Source organism: Massilia sp. UYP32 (genome assembly GCF_050434365.1).
Lineage (GTDB): Bacteria > Pseudomonadota > Gammaproteobacteria > Burkholderiales > Burkholderiaceae_D > Telluria > Telluria timonae.
On sequence record NZ_JBNDIK010000006.1, the window covers coordinates 80433 to 99903 of the forward strand.

At 69.0% G+C, this 19471-nt stretch carries 17 protein-coding genes and 1 pseudogene; 12 read left to right on the plus strand and 6 right to left on the minus strand.

Going from position 1 to position 19471, the window contains the following annotated elements; genetic code table 11:
• Window positions 1–43: 43 nt before the first annotated feature.
• The 3 genes from ABIB42_RS06315 (at window position 44) to ABIB42_RS06325 (ending at window position 2110) form a co-directional block, all read left to right on the plus strand.
• Window positions 44–355, plus strand: a complete 312-nt coding sequence (locus ABIB42_RS06315; protein WP_005670663.1) for a c-type cytochrome — start codon at window positions 44–46, stop codon at window positions 353–355.
• A gap of 589 nt (window positions 356–944) precedes the next feature.
• Entirely contained in the window at window positions 945–1646 is a 702-nt protein-coding gene (locus ABIB42_RS06320) for a pirin family protein (RefSeq protein ID WP_429248084.1), read from the plus strand.
• Between the two features lie 68 nt (window positions 1647–1714).
• Complete coding sequence (locus tag ABIB42_RS06325) at window positions 1715–2110, plus strand: OsmC family protein (protein WP_005670666.1); 396 nt, start codon at window positions 1715–1717, stop codon at window positions 2108–2110.
• Here ABIB42_RS06325 and ABIB42_RS06330 read toward each other — a convergent pair.
• Window positions 2107–3039, minus strand: a complete 933-nt coding sequence (locus ABIB42_RS06330; protein ID WP_005670667.1) for a LysR substrate-binding domain-containing protein — start codon at window positions 3037–3039, stop codon at window positions 2107–2109. The two genes, ABIB42_RS06325 and ABIB42_RS06330, sit on opposite strands and share 4 nt — an antisense overlap.
• A 168-nt stretch (window positions 3040–3207) precedes the next feature.
• Between ABIB42_RS06330 and ABIB42_RS06335 the strand changes: the two genes are divergently transcribed.
• From ABIB42_RS06335 to ABIB42_RS06375, 9 genes are all read left to right on the plus strand, one after another.
• The gene (locus tag ABIB42_RS06335) at window positions 3208–3474 is read left to right on the plus strand and encodes a XapX domain-containing protein (RefSeq protein ID WP_005670669.1); all 267 of its coding nucleotides are present in this window, start codon (window positions 3208–3210) and stop codon (window positions 3472–3474) included.
• A 34-nt stretch (window positions 3475–3508) separates the two neighbouring features.
• On the plus strand, window positions 3509–4195 hold the full coding sequence (locus ABIB42_RS06340; protein WP_005670671.1) for a hydrolase: 687 nt from the start codon (window positions 3509–3511) through the stop codon (window positions 4193–4195).
• A 120-nt stretch (window positions 4196–4315) separates the two neighbouring features.
• Window positions 4316–6202, plus strand: coding sequence for an amidohydrolase (locus ABIB42_RS06345; protein ID WP_429248085.1), 1887 nt, complete (start codon window positions 4316–4318; stop codon window positions 6200–6202).
• A gap of 2 nt (window positions 6203–6204) precedes the next feature.
• The gene (locus ABIB42_RS06350; RefSeq protein WP_370659622.1) at window positions 6205–6900 is read left to right on the plus strand and encodes a YoaK family protein; all 696 of its coding nucleotides are present in this window, start codon (window positions 6205–6207) and stop codon (window positions 6898–6900) included.
• A complete protein-coding gene (locus tag ABIB42_RS06355; RefSeq protein ID WP_273028766.1) occupies window positions 6897–7457 on the plus strand; it encodes a TMEM175 family protein in 561 nt (186 codons plus the stop codon). Before ABIB42_RS06350 ends, ABIB42_RS06355 begins: the two co-directional genes overlap by 4 nt.
• A 65-nt stretch (window positions 7458–7522) precedes the next feature.
• A complete protein-coding gene (locus tag ABIB42_RS06360; RefSeq protein ID WP_005670682.1) occupies window positions 7523–8155 on the plus strand; it encodes a response regulator transcription factor in 633 nt (210 codons plus the stop codon).
• A gap of 130 nt (window positions 8156–8285) precedes the next feature.
• A complete protein-coding gene (locus ABIB42_RS06365) occupies window positions 8286–8720 on the plus strand; it encodes a Rid family hydrolase (RefSeq protein ID WP_273028765.1) in 435 nt (144 codons plus the stop codon).
• Window positions 8721–8870: 150 nt separating this feature from the next.
• Window positions 8871–9350, plus strand: a complete 480-nt coding sequence (locus tag ABIB42_RS06370; protein ID WP_005670685.1) for a helix-turn-helix domain-containing protein — start codon at window positions 8871–8873, stop codon at window positions 9348–9350.
• A gap of 16 nt (window positions 9351–9366) precedes the next feature.
• A complete protein-coding gene (locus ABIB42_RS06375; RefSeq protein ID WP_005670687.1) occupies window positions 9367–9975 on the plus strand; it encodes a DedA family protein in 609 nt (202 codons plus the stop codon).
• Window positions 9976–9978: 3 nt separating this feature from the next.
• Here ABIB42_RS06375 and ABIB42_RS06380 read toward each other — a convergent pair whose 3' ends face one another.
• The 5 genes and pseudogenes from ABIB42_RS06380 to ABIB42_RS06400 all read right to left on the minus strand — a co-directional run bounded on the left by ABIB42_RS06380 (window position 9979) and on the right by ABIB42_RS06400 (window position 19453).
• Window positions 9979–10902: a diguanylate cyclase domain-containing protein gene (locus ABIB42_RS06380; RefSeq protein WP_005670689.1), complete on the minus strand. Its 924-nt coding sequence runs from the start codon at window positions 10900–10902 to the stop codon at window positions 9979–9981.
• Window positions 10899–14450, minus strand: a complete 3552-nt coding sequence (locus ABIB42_RS06385) for a response regulator (protein WP_429248086.1) — start codon at window positions 14448–14450, stop codon at window positions 10899–10901. Before ABIB42_RS06385 ends, ABIB42_RS06380 begins: the two co-directional genes overlap by 4 nt.
• A gap of 152 nt (window positions 14451–14602) precedes the next feature.
• On the minus strand, window positions 14603–17509 hold the full coding sequence (locus tag ABIB42_RS06390; RefSeq protein ID WP_429248087.1) for a response regulator: 2907 nt from the start codon (window positions 17507–17509) through the stop codon (window positions 14603–14605).
• Between the two features lie 100 nt (window positions 17510–17609).
• Window positions 17610–18065 (minus strand): annotated as a pseudogene (locus ABIB42_RS06395) (7TMR-DISMED2 domain-containing protein); the annotation flags it as partial.
• A 2-nt stretch (window positions 18066–18067) separates the two neighbouring features.
• On the minus strand, window positions 18068–19453 hold the full coding sequence (locus ABIB42_RS06400) for an oxygenase MpaB family protein (RefSeq protein ID WP_429248088.1): 1386 nt from the start codon (window positions 19451–19453) through the stop codon (window positions 18068–18070).
• Window positions 19454–19471 lie beyond the last annotated feature (18 nt).

The following is a 19471-nucleotide window of genomic DNA, read 5'->3' on the forward strand; positions in this document are numbered from 1 at the left end:
GCCACAGCGCCCCATTGTCATTACAGCCCATCGAGGAGTACACATGAAGAAGACCATGATCCTGGCCGCGAGCCTTGCCGCCGCCGCCGCCATCCCTTCGGCCCACGCCAGCGCCGACCTGGCCAAGGCCAAGGCCTGCATGGCCTGCCACACCGTCGCGAGCAAGCTCGTCGGCCCTTCGTACAAGGACGTCGCCGCCAAGTACGCGAAGGATGCCGGCGCCGAAGCGCGCCTGGCGCTGAAGATCCAGAAAGGCAGCAGCGGCACCTGGGGCCCGATTCCGATGCCGGCCAACCCGCAGGTCAGCGATGCCGAGGCAAAGACGCTGGCCAAATGGATCCTGGCGCAGAAATGACGGGCGCTGTTCGCGGCGTCTGCGCGAGGCGCAGATCAAGCCCGACATGCGCGGCCACGTCGCCGAATTGCTGGCCAACTCGGTCCAGTCGCGCCAGCTCGACGTTCGGCTGAGCAGCGAGGACCAGATGCTGCTCGACTAACTGGCGCGCGAAGGCGCCCTCCGCGCGTGCGACCTGGCCTGCAAAGGCCGCAGCGGGCGCGGCTACGCAACCAGTCCGGGCGCCCGCCTGGTGCCGGGCGCGGGCACACCGTCCGACCCGCTGGCATTCGGCGACCTGCTCGCGGCCAAGGTACCTGGCGTTCTTTCCCATTGGCATAAATGGCGGCTGTTACCATGCGCGCGCCAGCCTGAAGTTCTAACCGGCCGGCGCCCGGCGCCCGGTGGGTGGCGGTGTGGTGGCCGCCCACCGGGTCTCTTAACTATGTTCGAAAATTTCGATGAAAGGCTGTGAAATTATCCGTTTTTCAAGTCCTCGTGGCGCGAGCATAATGACTCCATCGCATCGAACACAAGACGTATCGGCCGGCGGATTCCCCGCCCTGGCGATCGAGTGGATCGATGATCACCACCACGAAAGGATGACACCATGTTGAACGTACGTAAAAGCAATGAACGCGGCGGCGCAAGCTTTGGCTGGCTGGACTCGAAGCACACCTTCTCCTTCGGCCACTACCACGATCCCAAGCACATGGGCTTCGGTCCGCTGCGCGTCATCAACGAGGACAAGGTGCAGCCCGGCCGCGGTTTCGATTCGCACGGCCACCGCGACATGGAGATCATCTCCTATGTGCTCGACGGCGCGCTGGAACACAAGGACAGCATGGGCAACGGCTCGGTGCTGCGCTACGGCGACGTGCAGATCATGAGCGCGGGCTCGGGCGTGGTGCACAGCGAGTACAACCACTCGAAGACCGAGGGCGTGCACTTCCTGCAGATCTGGATCATGCCGAACGTGGGCGGCGCCGAGCCGCGCTACGAAGAGAAGCACTTCGACACCGCCGACAAGACCGGCAAGCTGCGCCTGATCGGATCGCCCGACGGCCGCGAAGGCTCGGTCTCGATCCGCCAGGATGCCGCCCTGTATGCGACCATCCTCGATGGCGACGATAAAGTGGAGCATGCCCTGGGCGCCGGCCGCCAGGCCTATGTCCACGTGGTGCGCGGCCAGGTGACGGTCAATGGCATCGCCCTGGAAGGCGGCGACGCGCTGAAGGTGACCGGTGAAGAGGCCGTGACCCTGGCCCAGGCCGCCGGCGCCGAAGTATTATTGTTCGACCTGCCGCAATAAGCAGCCGCGTCATACGCCGCCCCGCCAGCGGGGCGGCGCCGGGAACACCACGATAACAGGAGATAACCATGCAAGTGACGACCACCCGCGGCAACGACAAGCTTCAATACAGGATCCGGATCGGCAAGCACGAGCTAATCGCCGACGCTCCCGAAGCCTTCGGCGGCGACGCCAGCGGTCCCGAGCCGCACGATCTCCTGGCCGCCTCCCTGGCCGCCTGCACCGCGCTGACCGTGACGATGTATGCCAAACGCAAGGGCATGCAGCTCGACGACGTGCGGGTCGCCATCGACCATGGCCAGCAGGACGGCGCCTACGAGCTGCGCCGCCATATCGAATTCGTCGGCCAGCTGAGCGCGGACGAACGCGCGCGCCTGCTCGACATCGCCAACAAGTGCCCGGTCCACAAGACCCTGTCCGGCACGATCCACATCCACACCGACGCCGTTCAAGCGGCAAACTAAGCCCCTGCGGGCCCCGCGCAGGGATCGGGCAGCATGCGGGCGAACGTCGCGCCGGTCCGCATGCGCTCGATCCACCACTTGAGCGCGGCGCCATCCTCGCCGCTGCGCCAGGCGAGATAGAAGGTCTCGTCGGCCTTCGGTTCCACCACCTGTTTTTCGACCAGCAATCCCTGGTCGATGGCCGGTCGCGCCCATGCCTCGGGCAGGAAGCCGAAGCCGAGGCCCTGGACCTGGAACTCGTACTTGGTGCGCATATCGGGCACCGCCAGCGTCTCCTGCCCGAACAGCAGGCCGACGGTGCGCGCGCCGAGCACGCGCGCCGAGTCCGAGACCGAGATCGCCCGGTAGGGCAGCAGGTCGGTCTTGTCGAGCGGATGCGCGAGCCGCGCCAGCGGATGGTGCGGGGCGACGGTGAACACGAAGGCGCTGGTGCCGAGCGGTTCGGCGGTATAGCCGCCGCCCGACGGGCCCTCGCCGGCGGCGCCCACCAGCAGGTCGACGCGGCGGTCGAGCAGCGCGTCCCAGGTGCCCGACAGCGACTCGCGCACGATGCGCAGCCGGGTCTGGTCGGCCACGCCATAGAAGGCTTCGATGTCCGGCTGCAGGGCGCCGCTCGATAACACCGAATCCATGCCCAGGGCGATCTCGGTCTCCCAGCCCGAGGCCACGCGCCGCACCCGCGATTCGAGGTCGCCGGCGGCGCGCAGCAGGTAGCGGCCCTCCTTGAGCAGTTCCTGGCCGGCGGGGGTGAGCGTCACCTTGGGGCCGAAGCGGTCGAACAGGCGCACGCCCAGGTCGTCCTCGAGCTTGGAAACGGTGTAGGAGATGGTCGATGGCACGCGAAACAGTTCTTTCGCGGCCCCGGCGAAGGAACCGCGGCGGGCGATGGTTTCGATGATCTGGAGGGCGTCGAGGCTGAGCTTGAGCAATTGTCTGTCCCATGGTGCGTGATGGCGCCATGGTAGCGCCAAGGCCCGCTCCGCACCAAGCCCCCGGCTGCTGAAAATAGCAATCTGATTCTATCGCCGCGGCGATGGTCTAACGATACTGGAATGAATGGGCGCCGGTGCGGCGTCACCCGCGACTAGGAGCTGAACATGTATCTGATTTCACTGGGCGCCGGCATCCTGGCCGGCCTGTTGTACGGCCTGATCAACGTACGCTCGCCGGCGCCGCCCGCCATCGCGCTGGTCGGCCTGCTGGGCATGCTGATCGGCGAACAGATCGTCCCGGTGGCCAAGCGCCTGATGGACGGCGCGCCGGTCACCGCCAGCTGGTTCGCCAGCGAATGCAAGCCCAAGATCACCGGCGTCGCCGCCAAGGCGCCGGAGCCTGGCGTCGATGACGGCCGGCGCCAGGGCTGATCCGTCAAGTTTCATCACCAACAAGGAGAACATCATGAGCAGTCCAAAACTCGAAGTCCTGACCCCGCAGAATTCGCAGCTGATCATCATCGACCATCAGCCGCAGATGGCGTTCGGCGTGCAGTCGATCGACCGCCAGACCCTGAAGAACAACGTCGTCGGCCTGGCCAAGGCGGCCAAGGTGTTCGACATCCCGACCACGATCACCACCGTCGAAACCGAATCGTTCTCCGGCAACACCTATCCCGAGCTGCTGGACGTGTTCCCGGGCCACCAGATCCTGGAGCGCACCTCGATGAATTCGTGGGACGACCAGAAGGTGCGCGACGCGCTCGAGGCCAGCGGCCGCAAGAAGGTCATCGTGGCCGGCCTGTGGACCGAAGTGTGCAACACCACCTTCGCCCTGTGCGCGATGCTCGAAGGCGAGTACGAGATCTACATGGTGTCGGACGCCTCGGGCGGCACCAGCAAGGAAGCCCACGACATGGCCATGCTGCGCATGGTGCAGGCCGGCGTGGTGCCGGTGACCTGGCAGCAGGTGCTGCTCGAGTGGCAGCGCGACTGGGCCCACCGCGACACCTACAACGCGGTGATGAAGATCGTCACCGAGCACTCCGGCGCCTACGGCATGGGCGTCGACTACGCCTACACCATGGTGCACAAGGCGCCGGCGCGCGCCCAGGGCACGCACGAGGTGCTGGCGCCCGTCCCGGCCCGTTGATCGGCCCGTTGATCGGCCCGCAAGCATAGAAGTCCTCGCCGCCGCACGCCCTCCAAAGCGCGCGGCGGTTGCCGCAAACCCGCCGGACGCGTCGCGCCCGGCGACATTTGGAGTACACGCATGAACCAAGCACAGTCCAGCGCGGGCGGGCAATCGACCCCGCCGCTCATCCTGATCAACGGTTGCTTCAACACGATCGACCGCGAACAGCCCCAGGCCAGCGCGGTCGCCATCCAGGACGGCCGCTTCCTGGCCGTGGGCGACACCGACTACGTGATGCGCCACCGCCGCGACGGCAGCCAGGTGATCGACCTCAATGGCCGCACCGTGGTGCCCGGCCTGAACGACTCGCACCTGCACCTGATCCGCGGGGGGCTCAACTACAACCTCGAACTGCGCTGGGAAGGCGTGCCGTCGCTGGCTGACGCCCTGCGCATGCTGAAGGAACAGGCCGACCGCACGCCGCATCCGCAATGGGTAAGGGTGGTGGGCGGCTGGAACGAATTCCAGTTCGCCGAGCGCCGCATGCCGACTCTCGACGAAATCAACGCCGCCGCGCCGGATGCGCCGGTGTTCATCCTGCACCTGTACGATCGCGCCTTGCTCAATCGCGCGGCCCTGCGCGCGGTCGGCTATACGAAAGACACGCCGAATCCCCCGGGCGGCGAAATCGTGCGCGATGGCGCCGGCAACCCGACCGGCATGTTGATCGCGCGTCCGAATGCGATGATCCTGTACGCCACCCTGGCCAAGGGCCCCAAGCTACCCTATGACCTGCAGCTGAACTCGACCCGTCAGTTCATGCGCGAACTGAACCGCCTGGGCCTGACCAGCGCGATCGACGCCGGCGGCGGCTTCCAGAACTACCCCGAAGACTACGCCGTCATCGAGGAACTCGACAAGGCCGGCCAGCTCACCATCCGCATCGCCTACAACCTGTTCACCCAGAACAAGGGCCAGGAACTGGAAGACTTCCAGCGCTGGACCGGCATGGTGACGCCGGGGCAGGGCAGCGACTACTACCGCCACAACGGCGCCGGCGAGATGCTGGTGTTCTCGGCGGCCGACTTCGAGGATTTCCTGGAGCCGCGGCCCGACCTCGATCCCGGCATGGAAGACGAGCTGGAACGCGTGGTGCGCCACCTGGTGGCCCAGCGCTGGCCGTTCCGCCTGCATGCCACCTATGACGAATCGATCTCGCGCATGCTCGACGTGTTCGAGAAGGTCAACCGCGACATCCCGTTCGACGGCCTGCACTGGATGTTCGACCACTGCGAGACCATCACCCAGCGCAATATCGACCGCGTCGCCGCGCTCGGCGGCGGCATCGCGATCCAGCACCGCATGGCGTTCCAGGGCGAGTATTTCGTCGACCGTTACGGCGCCGACGCCGCCAAGGCGACGCCGCCGGTGAAGAAGATGCTGGAAACCGGCGTGCCGGTCGGCGCCGGCACCGACGCCACCCGCGTGGCCAGCTACAACCCGTGGACCTCGCTGTACTGGCTGGTGACCGGACGCACCGTCGGCGGCCTGCCGCTGTACGGCAGCGCCGGCCACCTGCCGCGCCAGGTCGCGCTGGAACTGTGGACCGCGGGCAGCGCCTGGTTCTCCAGCGAGCAGGAGCGCAAGGGGCGCATCCGCGAAGGCATGCTGGCCGACCTGGCCGTGCTGTCGCGGGACTTCTTCAGCATCGACGCCGAAGAGATCAAGGCGATCGAATCGGTGCTGACCGTGGTCGGCGGCCGTATCGTGTACGGCGCCGCCGAATTCACCAGCCTCGGACCGCCGCCGATTCCGGTGTTGCCCGAGTGGTCGCCGGTGAGCAAGGTGCCGGGCCATTGGAGGAAGGTCGAGCCGCAGGCGCAGCAGAAGGCGCTGCCGCACCAGTGCAGCGGTCCATGCGGCGTGCATGCCCACAGTCATGACACGGCGCGGCGTTCGAACATGCCGGTATCCGATTTCAGCGGCTTCTGGGGCGCGCTGGGTTGCAGCTGCTTCGCGTTCTGATGATGGCCGCTACTCCAGTTCCATCGCGCCTGCAGGGTTTCAATATGGGCTTCCTCGGCGGCTATGTCGACACCCTGGGCTTCATCGGCCTGTTCGGCCTGTTCACGGCCCACGTCACCGGCAACTTCGTGCTGCTCGGCGCTTCGCTGGCCGATCCGGCGAACATTCCGTCGCTGCTGAAGATCCTGGCCTTCCCGGCCTTCATCCTCGGCATCGCCGCGGCGCGCCTGCTGGTGGCGTCGTGCGAGCGGCGTGGCGTCGATGCGCACCGGCCCTCGTACCTGCTGCAGCTGGTCCTGTTGATCGGCTTCATGGCCTGCGGCATGCTGTCCGAGCCGGTGGCGCGCGACATGTCGGCGCTGGCCATGGCGGCCGGCCTGCTCGGCACCGCGGCGATGGGCGCCCACAGCGCGGCCAGCAAGCTGCTGCTGGCCCACCTGGCGCCGACCTCGATGATGACCGGTAACGTGACCCAGCTGGTGATCGATACCGTCGACCAGCTGCGCGGCGCCGGCGACGCCGCCACCACGGCGCGCTGCAGCAAGTTCTTCTGGCCGCTGTTCGGCTTCGCGATCGGCTGCGCGGCGGGCGCTTTCCTGTTCCTGGCGGCCGGCTTCGTGGCCTTGATCGTGCCGGTGGCGATCCTGTGCCTGCACCTGCTGCGGCCCGGCCTGGACGGCGCTCGGGCAACGGCATGACCAAGACCCGCCTGGAGGCGTTCAGCGACGGGGTGATCGCCATCATCCTGACCATCATGGTGCTGGAGCTGACGCCTCCGCACGGCACCGCGGCCAGCGACGTGCTGGCCGTGGTGCCGGGCTGGCTGCGCTATGCGCTCAGTTTCGTCTACGTCGGCATCTACTGGGTCAACCACCACGCGCTGTTCGAGCGCGTGGAACGGGTCGACTGGGCCACGCTGTGGGCCAACCTGCACCTGCTGTTCTGGATGTCCCTGATGCCGTTCGTGACCGCCTGGGTGGCCGAGCATCCGACCGCGCCGGCGCCGGTGGCCCTGTACGGCGTGGTGCTGTTCCTGTGTTCGGTGTCGTTCATGCTGCTGTCGTGGCGCCTGGGCGCGCTGGCCGGCCTGGACCATGCCCACACCTGGCAGAACGCCAAGAACCGGCTGTCGCTGGCCATGTATGCGCTGGCGGTGGTGGTGGCGCTGTGGCACCCGCCGCTGGCGGCGGTGATCCACGTGCTGCTGGCGGCGCTGTGGCTGGTGCCGAACCGGATAGAAGGCGGGCAGTCCTGACTGGACGCCGCATGGCGGCGCTGGCATGATGCCCGTCGCCAGCCAAGAACAAGAAGAGGAGCACCGTGAACAGTCAACAGCGCACCATCGATGTCCTGATCGCCGACGACCATCCCCTGATGCGCGAGGGGATCGCGGCCGTGATCTCCAGCCAGCCCGACATGCGGGTGGCGGGCGAAGCGGCCGACGGCCTGGAGGCCGTCGCGCTTTACCGCAAGCTGCGGCCCGACGTCACCCTGATCGACCTGCAGATGCCGCACCTGAACGGCATGGATGCGATCGCCGCGATCCGCGCCGAATTCCCCCAGGCCTGCCTGGCCATCCTGACCACCTTCCGCGGCGACGCCCGCGCCATGCAGGCGATCAAGAGCGGCGCCCAGGGCTACCTGCTCAAGAGCTCCCTGCGCAAGGAACTGACCGACGCGATCCGCATGCTGGCCGCCGGCCACCGTTACATCCCCTCCGAGATCGCCGGCGAGCTGGCGCGCCACCTGGGCCAGGAAAGCCTGACGGTGCGCGAGCTGCAGGTGCTGGAGCTGATCGCCCGCGGCAACGGCAACAAGCAGATCGGGGCCGCCCTGAACCTGTCCGAAGACACGGTCAAGGGCCACCTGCGCAGCATCATGGACAAGCTGGGCGCCAATAATCGCACCCATGCGGTGACCATCGGCATCGAGCGCGGGTTCCTCGAAATCTGACCGGGACTGACCGCGACAGCAGATTTCTGCAATACGGCCGGGCACTGCGTTTGCCAGAATCGATGACGGTTGCGGCGCCGGACTGCCCGGTGTGCACACCGACTTCGATAACGAACCTGGAGCACGCAGAATGAGCAAGAACCCTACGCTTAGCAAGAAAACCGCCAATCATGGCGTCCCATGGGAATCCATCTACGGCTACAGCCAGGCGGTGCAGGTCAAGGACGTGGTCTACCTGTCCGGCCAGCTGGGGCACGACAAGGACGGCCGACTGGTCGCGCCTGCGCCGCTCGACGCCCAGGGCCGGCCAACTGACTTCGGCGGCATGGAAGAACAGATGCGCCAGACCTACCGCAATGCGGTCGACCTGCTGGCCCGATTTGGCGCGACCCTCGACGACGTCGTCGAGGAAACGCTGTACGTGCTGGACGTCGCCGCTGCCTTTGCCGTGGCAGGCAAGGTCAGGAAAGAATTCTACGGCATGGACCAACCACAATGCGCGAGCAACCTCATCGGCGTCACGCGCCTTGCATTGCCGCCACAACTGATCGAGGTAACCTTCTGAGCGGTACTCCCGGACGCCGGCGCGGCCTGAACCCGCCCCCCCCCACTTTAGTGGGGGTAGGCGGGGGCCCTATCTTGTCTGTGCAACATCTCCAGCGGGCGGCAACATTCTGCCCAGATCGTCTCGAACACGACCACCATGGAGAGCACCATGCAGACCGCGCTATCGATCCCCGTCGCCCTTTCTTTCCAGCCCGCCGCCGGGGGGCAAGCCGCCAAACCCTGCCACGGCGGCCTGCCGCGCTGGCAGGTCAGGCGGATCACCGACTACATCGACGCCAACCTGGGCGCCACCCTGCGCACGGCCAGCCTGGCGGCGACACTGGGCCTGAGCGTCAGCCATTTCACGCGCGCCTTCAAGCACAGCGTCGGCGTGCCGCCGCGCATGTACGTGATCCGGCGCCGGCTGGCGGCGGCCTGCGAGGCGATGGTCAGCTCGGACACGCCGCTCACGACCATCGCCCACGCCCATGGTTTCTGCGACCAGTCGCATTTCACCCGCACTTTCCACGAGGTGATCGGCCTGTCGCCCCATGTCTGGCGCTGCCTGCACCGGCCGGGCGTCGGCGTCGATCCGTACGAAAGCGAACAGAAGCGCACGATCGAAGCGGATATGGTGGAGACTGCCTAACCAGTGGGAGTGCCCCGTGTTCGATTTCATCACCGAATTCATGCAGAGCGGCGGCTATCTGGCCGTGTTCGCCTTGATGGCGCTGGAAAATATCTTCCCGCCAATCCCGTCCGAGCTGATCATGCCGTTCGCCGGCTTCGTGGCGGCGCGCGGCGACCTGAACGTGATCGGCGTGCTGATCGCCGGCACCGCCGGCTCGGTGGCCGGGGCCTTGCCCTGGTATTACGCCGGCAAGGTCTACGGCAAGGAGCGACTGGAAAAATTCGCCGACAAGCATGCGCGCTGGATGACCGTCACCCACGGCGACATCGAGCATGCGATGGATTCATTCGAGAAACATGGGCGCAAGGTCGTGCTGTTCGGACGCCTGATCCCGGCCATCCGCACCCTGATCTCGGTCCCGGCCGGCCTTGCCGGCATGCCGATGGGGCAGTTCCTGCTGTATTCGACCGTCGGCTCGCTGGTCTGGACCGGCATCCTGACCGGCGCCGGCTATATGCTCGAAAGCCAGTACGAACGGGTGGCGCAGTATGTCGATCCAGTGTCGAAGGCGATCCTGATCGGCCTGCTCGGCTGGTACCTGTACCGGGTCGCGACCTTCAAGAAGCGGGCGAAGGCCCAGTAATCTTCAGACGGCGGCGCCGCCGTCGCGCCACCAGACCTGGTTGCGACCGTTCTGCTTGGCGCGGTACAGCTCGGCATCGGCCGCCTCGAACAGCTCGGCTTGCTGTTCGTCGCTGTCCGGATCGACCGTGGCGCCGCCGATGCTCACCGTCAGCAGCGGCGCCACGCTCGACGCCTCGTGCGCGATGTTCAGGGCGGCCACCGCCTCGCGCACCCCTTCGGCCACCCGGCGCGCGTCGAGCGTGTCGGTGTCGGGCATCAGGAGCAGCAATTCCTCGCCGCCGTAGCGCGCCGCCAGGTCGCCCGGGCGGCGCATGGCGGCGCCGGCCACCCGCGCCACCGAGCGCAGCGCGCGGTCGCCGGCCGGGTGGCCGTAGCGGTCGTTGAACTGCTTGAAGGCGTCGATGTCGAGCAGGGCCAGCGACAGCGGCCGGCTCGAGCGCCGCGCGCGCTGCCATTCGAGGTTGTACATCTCGTCGAAGCGGCGCCGGTTGGCCAGTTCGGTCAGGCCGTCGATGTTCGCCAGCCGTTCCAGCATGCGGCGCTGGCGCACCACCTGCAGGTGCAGCGCCACGCGCGCCATCACCACGGTCTGGTTGAAGGGCTTGACGATATAGTCCGAGGCGCCCATCTTGAGGCCGTTGGCCTCGTCTTCGGGGCGGTCGAGGCCCGAAATGAAGATCACCGAGATCTGGGCCGTCCGCGGGTCGTCGCGCAGGCTGCGCAGCACGGCGTAGCCGTCCATGTCGGGCATCATCACGTCCAGCAGGATCAGGTCGGGCAGGTGGCGCGCGGCGCGCTCCAGGGTCTGGGCGCCGTTACGGGCCAGCAGCACCGTGTATTCGGGCTTGAGCAATTCGCCCAGCACTTCGCGGTTGATGGCGTCGTCGTCCGCCACCAGGACTTTCTGCGTCTCCACTACGTTCATCGGCTGCTTTCGAGGCTGAGGCTGGGGCTCAGGCTATGACTGAGGTCGAGTTGCGTCGCCAGCGCGGACAGCGGCGCCAACGCGGCAGCATACTCGATATCGGCGACCGCGCGCCGCACGCCATCGAGCGCGGCGTCGTACAGGTTCGGGTCGACGCTCACCGCGAGCAGGGCCTCGAGCTGCGCCAGCGCGTCCTCGGCGCGCGCGTCGTCATTGCGCAGGTGGCGGTCGAGGCGCGCGATGACGGCCGCCAGCGCCTCGGGATCGCTCGGTTTCGGCAGGGTGGCGGCGGCCAGCTGGGCCAGGCCCGCCAGCACCGATTCGGCGGCCGTCACCAGCGCCGGCACCTGGGTGCCGACCCGTTCCAGCTGGCCGGCGCGCAGGTCCTGCTCGAGCCGGCTGGCGGCGCCGGCCAGTTCGAAGGCGCCGACGTAGGCCGCGCTCGACTTCAGGTTGTGCGCCAGCGCCTGCAGGCGCGGGTGGTCGCCGGCCGCCAGCGCGTCGCGCAGGATGCGCGGCGCGGCGGCGTATTCCCGCACGAAGCTGCCGGCGCGCTTTTCCAGGCGGCGGCGCTGGCCGTCGACCTTGTCCAGGGCCAGGCGCCAGTCGATGCCGGGCACCGCCGGCAGCGCCGCCGCAGCGGGGTCCGGCTCCCGGCGCGCGGCCTGCGGCGCGGCGGCGCCCTGGCTGCCCTCGGGCGCCGGGCGTCCCTCGAGGCGCGCCGGATCGATCCACTTGAGCAGGGTGCAGAACAGCAGGTCGGGATCGATCGGCTTGGTCACGTGGTCGTTCATGCCGGCCAGCCGGCTCAATGCGCGGTCGCTGGCCAGCGCATGCGCCGTCATCGCCACGACCGGCAGTTCGCGCAGGCGCGCGTCGAGGCGGATCTCGCGGGTGGCCGTGAGGCCGTCCATCTCGGGCATCTGGATGTCCATCAGCACCAGGTCGTAGTCGCCGGCGCGCGCCATGCGCACCGCCTCCACGCCGTTGAAGGCGACGTCCACCTGCATGCGGGCGGCGGCCATGAACTCGAGCGCCACCTCGCGGTTGTTGGCATTGTCCTCGGCGAGCAGGATGCGGGCGCCGTCCAGGCGCGGCAGGTCGGCCATGGCCGGCAAATATTTTTCCATAGGTTCGAAGGGGCCGAGCTGCGGGTGCAGGGCTTGCAGCAGGCTGTGATAGAGCAGGGCGGGACCGACCGGCTTGTGCAGGAAGGCGTCGACCGGCAGTTCGCCTTCCTCTTCCATCACGGTCTCGCGGGTGCAGGCCGAGATCATCAGGATCGCGGGCGGCGGGCAGTCGTGCCCGTGTTCTTGCGCACAGCGGCGGATGCGGCGGATCGTCTCCATCCCGTCCAGCCCCGGCATCAGGTAGTCCATCAGCACGACCTGGTAGGGCTGGCCGGCGGCCTCGGCGCGGCCCAGCAACGCCAGGCAATCCTCGCCCGAGGCCGCGGCGTCGGCGCGCATGCCGAGGCCGGCCAGCATCTCGGACAGCGCGCCGCGGGCGCTGGCGCTGTCGTCCACCACCAGCGCGCGCACGTCCTGCAGCAGGGCCTGGCGCACGGTGGAGGCGGCGGCGGTCGCCTGGCCGTCGGCGATCCCGAGCGGCACGCTGAAGGTGAAGCGGCTGCCCTTGCGCGGCGCGCTGCGCACCGCGATGTCGCCACCCATGAGTTCCACCAGCTGGCGCGAGATCGACAGGCCAAGCCCGGTGCCGCCATACTTGCGGGTGGTCGAGCTGTCGGCCTGGCTGAACGACTGGAACAGGCGCCCGATGGCTTCCTCGGTCATGCCGATGCCGGTGTCGCTGACCGAGAACGCCAGCGTCACGCGTCCGGCCACGGTCTTGACCGCCTCGACCGCCACCACGATCTCGCCATGCTCGGTGAACTTGACGGCGTTGCCGGTCAGGTTGATCAGGACCTGGCCCAGGCGCAGCGGGTCGCCGACCAGTTGCGTCGGCACGCCCGGCCCGACCCGGAACACGAGTTCGAGGCCCTTGGCCTCGGCCTTCACCGCGGTGAGGCTGGACAGGTGTTCGAGCAGCTCGTCCAGGTCGAACTGCACTTCCTCGAGGTGCAGTTTGCCGGCCTCGATGCGCGAGAAGTCGAGGATGTCGTTGATGATGCCCATCAGGTGTTCGCCCGCGCCGAGGATCTTGCCCAGGTAGTTGCGCAAGGCGGGCGCCGGCTCGCTCATCAGGGCCAGCCGGCTCATGCCGATGATCGCGTTCATCGGGGTGCGGATCTCATGGCTCATATTGGCCAGGAATTCGGACTTCATGCGGGTGCTGGCTTCGGCGCGCAGCATCGCTTCCCGGATCGCCTTGGTGCGCAGGCCCAGGATGCGCATGAAGACCAGCATGTCGAAGGTGCTGCCGAACACCAGCGCGTGCATGGTCCAGAAGTTGGCCGGCAGCCTGCCGTTGATCAGCAGGGCGGTGATCAAGGCGCAGGCGAAGGCGCCGGCCCAGCCGATCAGGAAATAGGTGCCGACCATGTCGCCGTTGCGTGCGCGGCGGAAGGCGCCGGGCAGGCCGAGCAGCATCGGCATGATGCCGAGCGTGCCGACGATCATGACCAGGTAGCGATGGCTGATCAGGCCGAAGCCGAAGCCGAGCGCCGTCACCACGCACAGCGCCGCCAGCGTCTTCATCAGCACACTGAAGATGCGGTCGCGCCCGGGGCGGGCCAGCGACTGCTCGACGAACAGGTAGGCGCCGCATGACGCCAGGATCGAGGCGAGGCCGGCCCCGTGTTCGAGCAGCCAGGCGTTGCCGGGCCAGACGTACTGGCCGGCGATGCCGAACCAGGCGGCCGAGTACACGGTGACCCCGGCCGCCAGCAGCGCGTACTTGCCGAACAGGTGGTCGCGCAGCGTGATCCATTGGCCGATCGCGTACAGAAACAGGGTGATGCGCAGGCCCAGCAGCATCCCTTGCAGGATTTGCTCGCCCAGCGCCTCGGGCAGCACGGCGTGCGGCTGCATGAAGGTGATCGGCAGGATCTTGGGGCCCACCGAGCGCACGCGCAACAAGACCGTGTAGTCGTTGCCTGGCGTGAGGCGCAGCAGGGCGCCGGGCACCCGGCCGGCGAGCGATTCGCCGGATGGCGCCTGCATGCGGCCCAGGCTGGCGACCTTTTCCAGGCCCTCCGGGCGGGCCAGGTAGACGTCCAGTTCGTCGAGCAGCGCGTAGTCGACCTGCAGCACCCAGCCATTGGTGGCGTCCTGCGGCACCGTCACCGGGATGCGCAGCCAGGTGGTCCCGGGCAGCATGCCCAGGCTGGCACGGGCGGTGCGCGGCCGCTCGAAGCGCTGCGGCGCCGCCAGCGCGGCCGCCGCGTCCAGGCGGCTGTCCGGGTCGTGCAGGACGGCCACGGCGGTCCAGGCCTCGATCACCTGGGCGTCGCGCGCCAGTTGCAGCGGCGCCGCCGGCGCCGGCCGCACGCAGAGCAGCAGGAGGGTGAACAAGAGCGCGAGCGTCAACGCCAGGCGCGGGACGGCGCCAGGGACCGGGCAGTGGGCGGCGGATGACGTGGAGGTCATGGATCTTTCGGTAGAGGCGGCGGGCGAACCGCCCGGCAGTCTAGCAGGAAGGCTCTGCCGTGGACAGTGATAATGCAACCCCGGGCCGGCGCGCCGCGGCGCGCGGTAGCGCGACCCGGTACCGTGCCCGTGGCCGGCGCGCGGCCGGGGCCTCAGGCGCGGCTCCCGGTGCGGGGCGCGAGCTGCCCCGCCAGGCGCGCCAGCGGCGCCAGCGCGGCGCCGTATTCCACCTCGTCGATCGCGCGCCGCAGCGGCGCCAGGTCCTGCGCATAGGGGCCGCCGGCCAGCAGCGCCTCGAGCTGATCGAGCGCGTCCTCCGCCCGGGCGTCGTCGGCGCGCAGCCAGGCTTCGAGGCGGGCGCACACCTCCGCCAGCGCCTGCGGATCGGCCGGCTGCGGCCGGCCGGCCGTCGCCACCTGGGCCAGGCCGGCCAGCACCGGTTCGGCGGCGGCGATCAGCGCCGGCACCTGGACTCCGATCCGTTCATGCAGTCCGGCGCGCAGGTCCTGGTCGAGGCGGCCGGCGGCGGCGGACAGCGCGAAGGCGCCGATATAGGCCGCGCTCGACTTGAGGTTGTGCGCCAGCGACTGCATGCGCGCATGGTCGCCGCCGTTCAGCGCCTCGCGCAGGATCTCGGGCGCATTGCCGTACTCGCGCACGAAACTGCCGGCGCGTTTCTCGAGCCGGCTGCGCTGGCCGTCGACGTTGTCCAGGGCCAGGCCCCAGTCGATTCCAGGCACCGCCGGCAGGGCGCGCGCGGTGGTCGCGGGCAGAGCCGGCGCCGCCTGTGGAACGTGCGCGATGGGGCGGCCGACGAGGCGGGCCGGGTCGATCCACTTGAGCAGGGTGCAGAACAGCAGGTCGGGGTCGATCGGCTTGGTCACGTGGTCGTTCATGCCGGCCAGGCGGCTTTGCTCGCGGTCGCTGGCCATGGCGTGCGCCGTCATGGCCACGATCGGCAGCGCGCGCAGGCGGGGATCCTGGCGGATCGCGCGCGCGGCGGCGTGGCCGTCCAGCTCCGGCATCTGGATGTCCATCAGCACCAGGTCGTAGTCCCCCTCGCGCGCCATGCGCACCGCCTCCACGCCATTGAAGGCGACGTCGACCTGCATGCGCGCCGCCGCCATGAAGTCGAGCGCTACCTCGCGGTTGTTCGCATTGTCCTCGGCCAGCAGGATGCGCGCGCCGTCCAGGCGCGGCAGGTCGGCCATGATGTGCGGCGGCATACGCTCATCGGCGCCGTCGTCGACGCCGTCCGGCGCTGGCGCGGCGTGCGGATGCAGCACCTGCAGCATGCTGTGGTACAGCAGCGCCGGGCCGACCGGCTTGTTGAGGAAGGCGTCGACCGGCAGTTCCCCGGCGGTCTCCAGCACCGCCTCGCGGCCGACGGCCGACACCATCAGGATCGCCGGCGGCGTGGCCCCGGCCACGCAGGCGGGGATGCGGCGGATGGTGGCGACGCCATCGAGGTGGGGCATCAGGTAATCCATCAGCACGATCTGGTAGGGGCGTCCTTCGGCCTGGGCCGCGGCGAGCATGCGCAGGCACTCCTCGCCCGAGGCGGCGCTGTCGGCCTGCGCGCCGAAGGTGTCCAGCATCTCGCACAGCGCGGCGCGCGCGCTGGCGCTGTCGTCGACCACCAGCGCGCGCAGGTCGGTCAGGATCGCCGGGCGCAACGCGCCGGCGTCGCCCTGGCCGTCGTCGAGTCCGAGGGCGACCGTGAAGGTGAAGCAGCTGCCGGCGCCGGGCGTGCTCTGGACCGAGATCCGCCCTCCCATCAGCTCGACCAGCTGGCGCGAGATCGACAGGCCCAGCCCGGTGCCGCCATACTTGCGGGTGGTCGAGCTGTCGGCCTGGGTGAAGGAGTCGAACAGGTGTTCTAGCTGGCCGGCGGTCATGCCGATGCCGGTGTCGCTGACCGAGAACGCCAGCATGACCCGGCCGTCGCCCGCCGCGCCCGGGCGGACTTCGACCGCGACCACGATTTCGCCGCGTTCGGTGAACTTGACCGCGTTGCCGGTCAGGTTGATCAGCACCTGGCCCAGGCGCAGCGGATCGCCCACCAGCCGTTGCGGCACGCCCGGCCCGACCCGAAACACCAGTTCGATGCCCTTGGCGTCGGTTTTCACTCCGATCAGGTTCGACAGCTGCTCGAGCATCTCGTCGAGCGAGAACGGCGCCGCCTCCACCGACATCTTGCCGGCCGCGATCTTCGAATGGTCGAGGATGTCGTTGATGATGCCCAGCAGGTGTTCGCCGGCGCCCAGGATCTTGGAGACGTAGTTGCGCAGCCTGGGGTTCGGATCGGCCATCAGGGCCAGCCGGCTCATGCCGATGATGGCGTTCATCGGGGTGCGGATCTCGTGGCTCATATTGGCCAGGAATTCGGACTTCATGCGCGCTTCGGTCTCGGCGCGCTGCATGGCCTCGCGCAGCGCCTTGGCGCGCAGGCTCAGGATGCGCATGAAGACCAGCATGTCGAAGGTGATCCCGAACTGCAGCGCGTGAGCGGTCCAGAAATTGACCGGCACCTCGCCGGCGGCGATCAGGGTCTGCGTGATCGTGCCGCCGTAGCTGGCCACCCAGCTGATGAGGAAATAGGCGCCGATCGCGTCGCGCTGGCGCATGCGGCGGAATGCCGCCGGCACGCCGAGAAGCATCGGGACCGCGCCGATGGTCGTGGTGATGAAGATCATCGGAAGGTAGCTGATCCAGTCGAAGGCCCACCCCACGCCGGTCACCGCGCAGATCGCCGCCCCGCTGCGCATGATGATCCTGAAGATGCGGTCCTTGCCGGGCCGGGCCATGATCTGCTCGACGAACAGGTAGGCCCCGACCGAACCGATCATCGACGCGATTCCCATCATGTGCGCGCTGAACCACAGGTGCTCGCGCCACAGGAACTGCTCGGCGGTCCCGTACCAGCTCGCGAGGTAGACGGTCAGGCCGCCGATGAACAAGGCATATTTGAGGAACAGCGCGTCGCGCAGGGTGGCCCACTGGCCCAGGCTGTAGACGACCAGGCAGGCGGCGATGCCGAACAGCAGCCCTTGCAGCATCTGCTCCTTTGAGCGAGGCGCGGTGGAAGGCGTCCTCGTGATAGAAGGTCACCGGCAGCAGCTTGGGGCCACGCGATTCGATCCGCACCAGCAGCGTGTACTCCTGGCCCGGGACGAGCTTGAGGGCGACGGCCGGCACCCGGCCCTTGAGCGTCCCTTCCATGTCCTGGCGGCGGCCGGCGGCGGCCAGCTTTCTCGGCTCCCCGCCTTCGACCAGATAGACGTCGAGGTGTTCGATCACGGCGACATCGAACTCGACCACCCAGGCCGAAGGCGCATCCGGCGCGACCCGGAAAGGAATCCGGATCCAGCTCGGCGCCGGATTCAGGCCCAGGGTGGCGTACGCCTTGTCGGGCGCGGTGAAGCGCTCCGGCGCGGCCAGGACGGCGGCCGCGTCCAGGGCCTTGCCGGGGTCGCGCAGCAGGCTGGCCGCGGGCCAGCCTTCGACCGCCGGCGTGTCGGCGGCCAGGATCGCCGCGCCGGCGCCGGCAGCGCCGGCGCCGGCGCACAGGAAGAGGCAGAGCGCCAGGCCGAGGAAGATGGACAGCGCGCGCATGCTCAGGCCGCCCGTTTGTCCGCGTCTGCGCCAGCGCCCGCCGCCGGCGCGGCGCGGTGCCCGGCGAGCCTGGCTTCGAGCCGGTTCAGCCAGCGCGGCGCGCGCGGGTCGTGGCGCCACTGGCCGAGCGCGTCGTTCAGCCTCCCCAGCAGCGCGTCGGGCAGGCGCAGGGGCCGGGTCTGGTCCATCAGGAAGCGGGTCACCAGGCGGTAGCCGAAGGTGCGCGTGAGCATGCGACTGATCGAGAAGCCGGGCACGGCCAGGCGCACGAGGGCGTCGACGGCGCGCACCAGGCCCAGGCCAGCCGTGAACACGAGCCGCGACAACAGCGGCTGGCGCCGGTTCAAGCCGAGGTCGGCGCTGGCGTCGCGCCCGCACAGGTGGCGCGTGAGCAGGGTCGGGAAGGGCTTGAACAGGCGCAGGGGGATTTCGTCCTCCATCGCGCGCATCAGCGCCGCCGCCAGCGCCGGGCGCGGATCCGGCGCGCGCGCCAGCTCGCGTCCGCGCGCCTGGATGTCGAGGAACGCCTGCTGCGCCTGTGCCATGGTGTCGGGCATCAGGGAGCGCTCGATGCCGAGCATGTGACCCAGGACGTTCCAGGCATGCAGGTAGTCTTCTTCGTCCTGGCGCTCCAGGCCCAGGCCCAGCTTGCGCAGGCTGCGCAGGAACACATAGTGGAAGGTCAGCAGGGTGTAGGCCAGCTCTTCCTGGTTGCACGGCAGGCCGTTGCGCGCGGTGTCCCAGCCGTGGGCATACAGCGTGTGATAGATGCCGCCGCCGGCGGGGAGCAGCGGGCGCACGGGGCCGGCGCCGAGCGAGTCGTCGGGCGAGCCGCGCAGGATCAGGTGGCGGATGGTGGCGTGGATCAGCCTGACCTTCAGCGCCTGGGCCACGCCGGCGCCCTCGCGGCCGGTCAGCCCGCCGGCGAGCATGACGGGGAAGATCATGGCGGCGGTGGAGCGCACCCGGTAGTCGGTGTGCGCCTCGAGCTGGCCGGCCGCGTGCAGCACCGCCGACAGGTCGGGCAGCACGTAGCATTCGGGCAGGCTGGCGCAGAACAGCAGGGTGCAGGACAGCATGCTCATGTCCATGAACAGGCTTTCCGCGCGCGCGATGCGCGCCGGCTCGGCCCACCCGGGCAGGGCCAGGCAGGCGCCCAGGTAATCCTTCAGCGCCGCCCCGGCGCGCGGATCGAGGCCGGGCCCCGGTTCCCAGTGCGCCAGGGCGCCGTTGCTGTCCCAGCGCGCCAGCTCGCGATTGACCGCGGCGATGCGCTCGGCCAGCTGGTGCGGACCTTCGGCCCCGGCCAGCATGCCGGCGACGGCGAGATCGGCGGGCGGGTCGGCCCGCATGGACGGGGACGGCGGATGGGGTGCATCGCGGTGCATACGGTCTCCTGGTGCGGC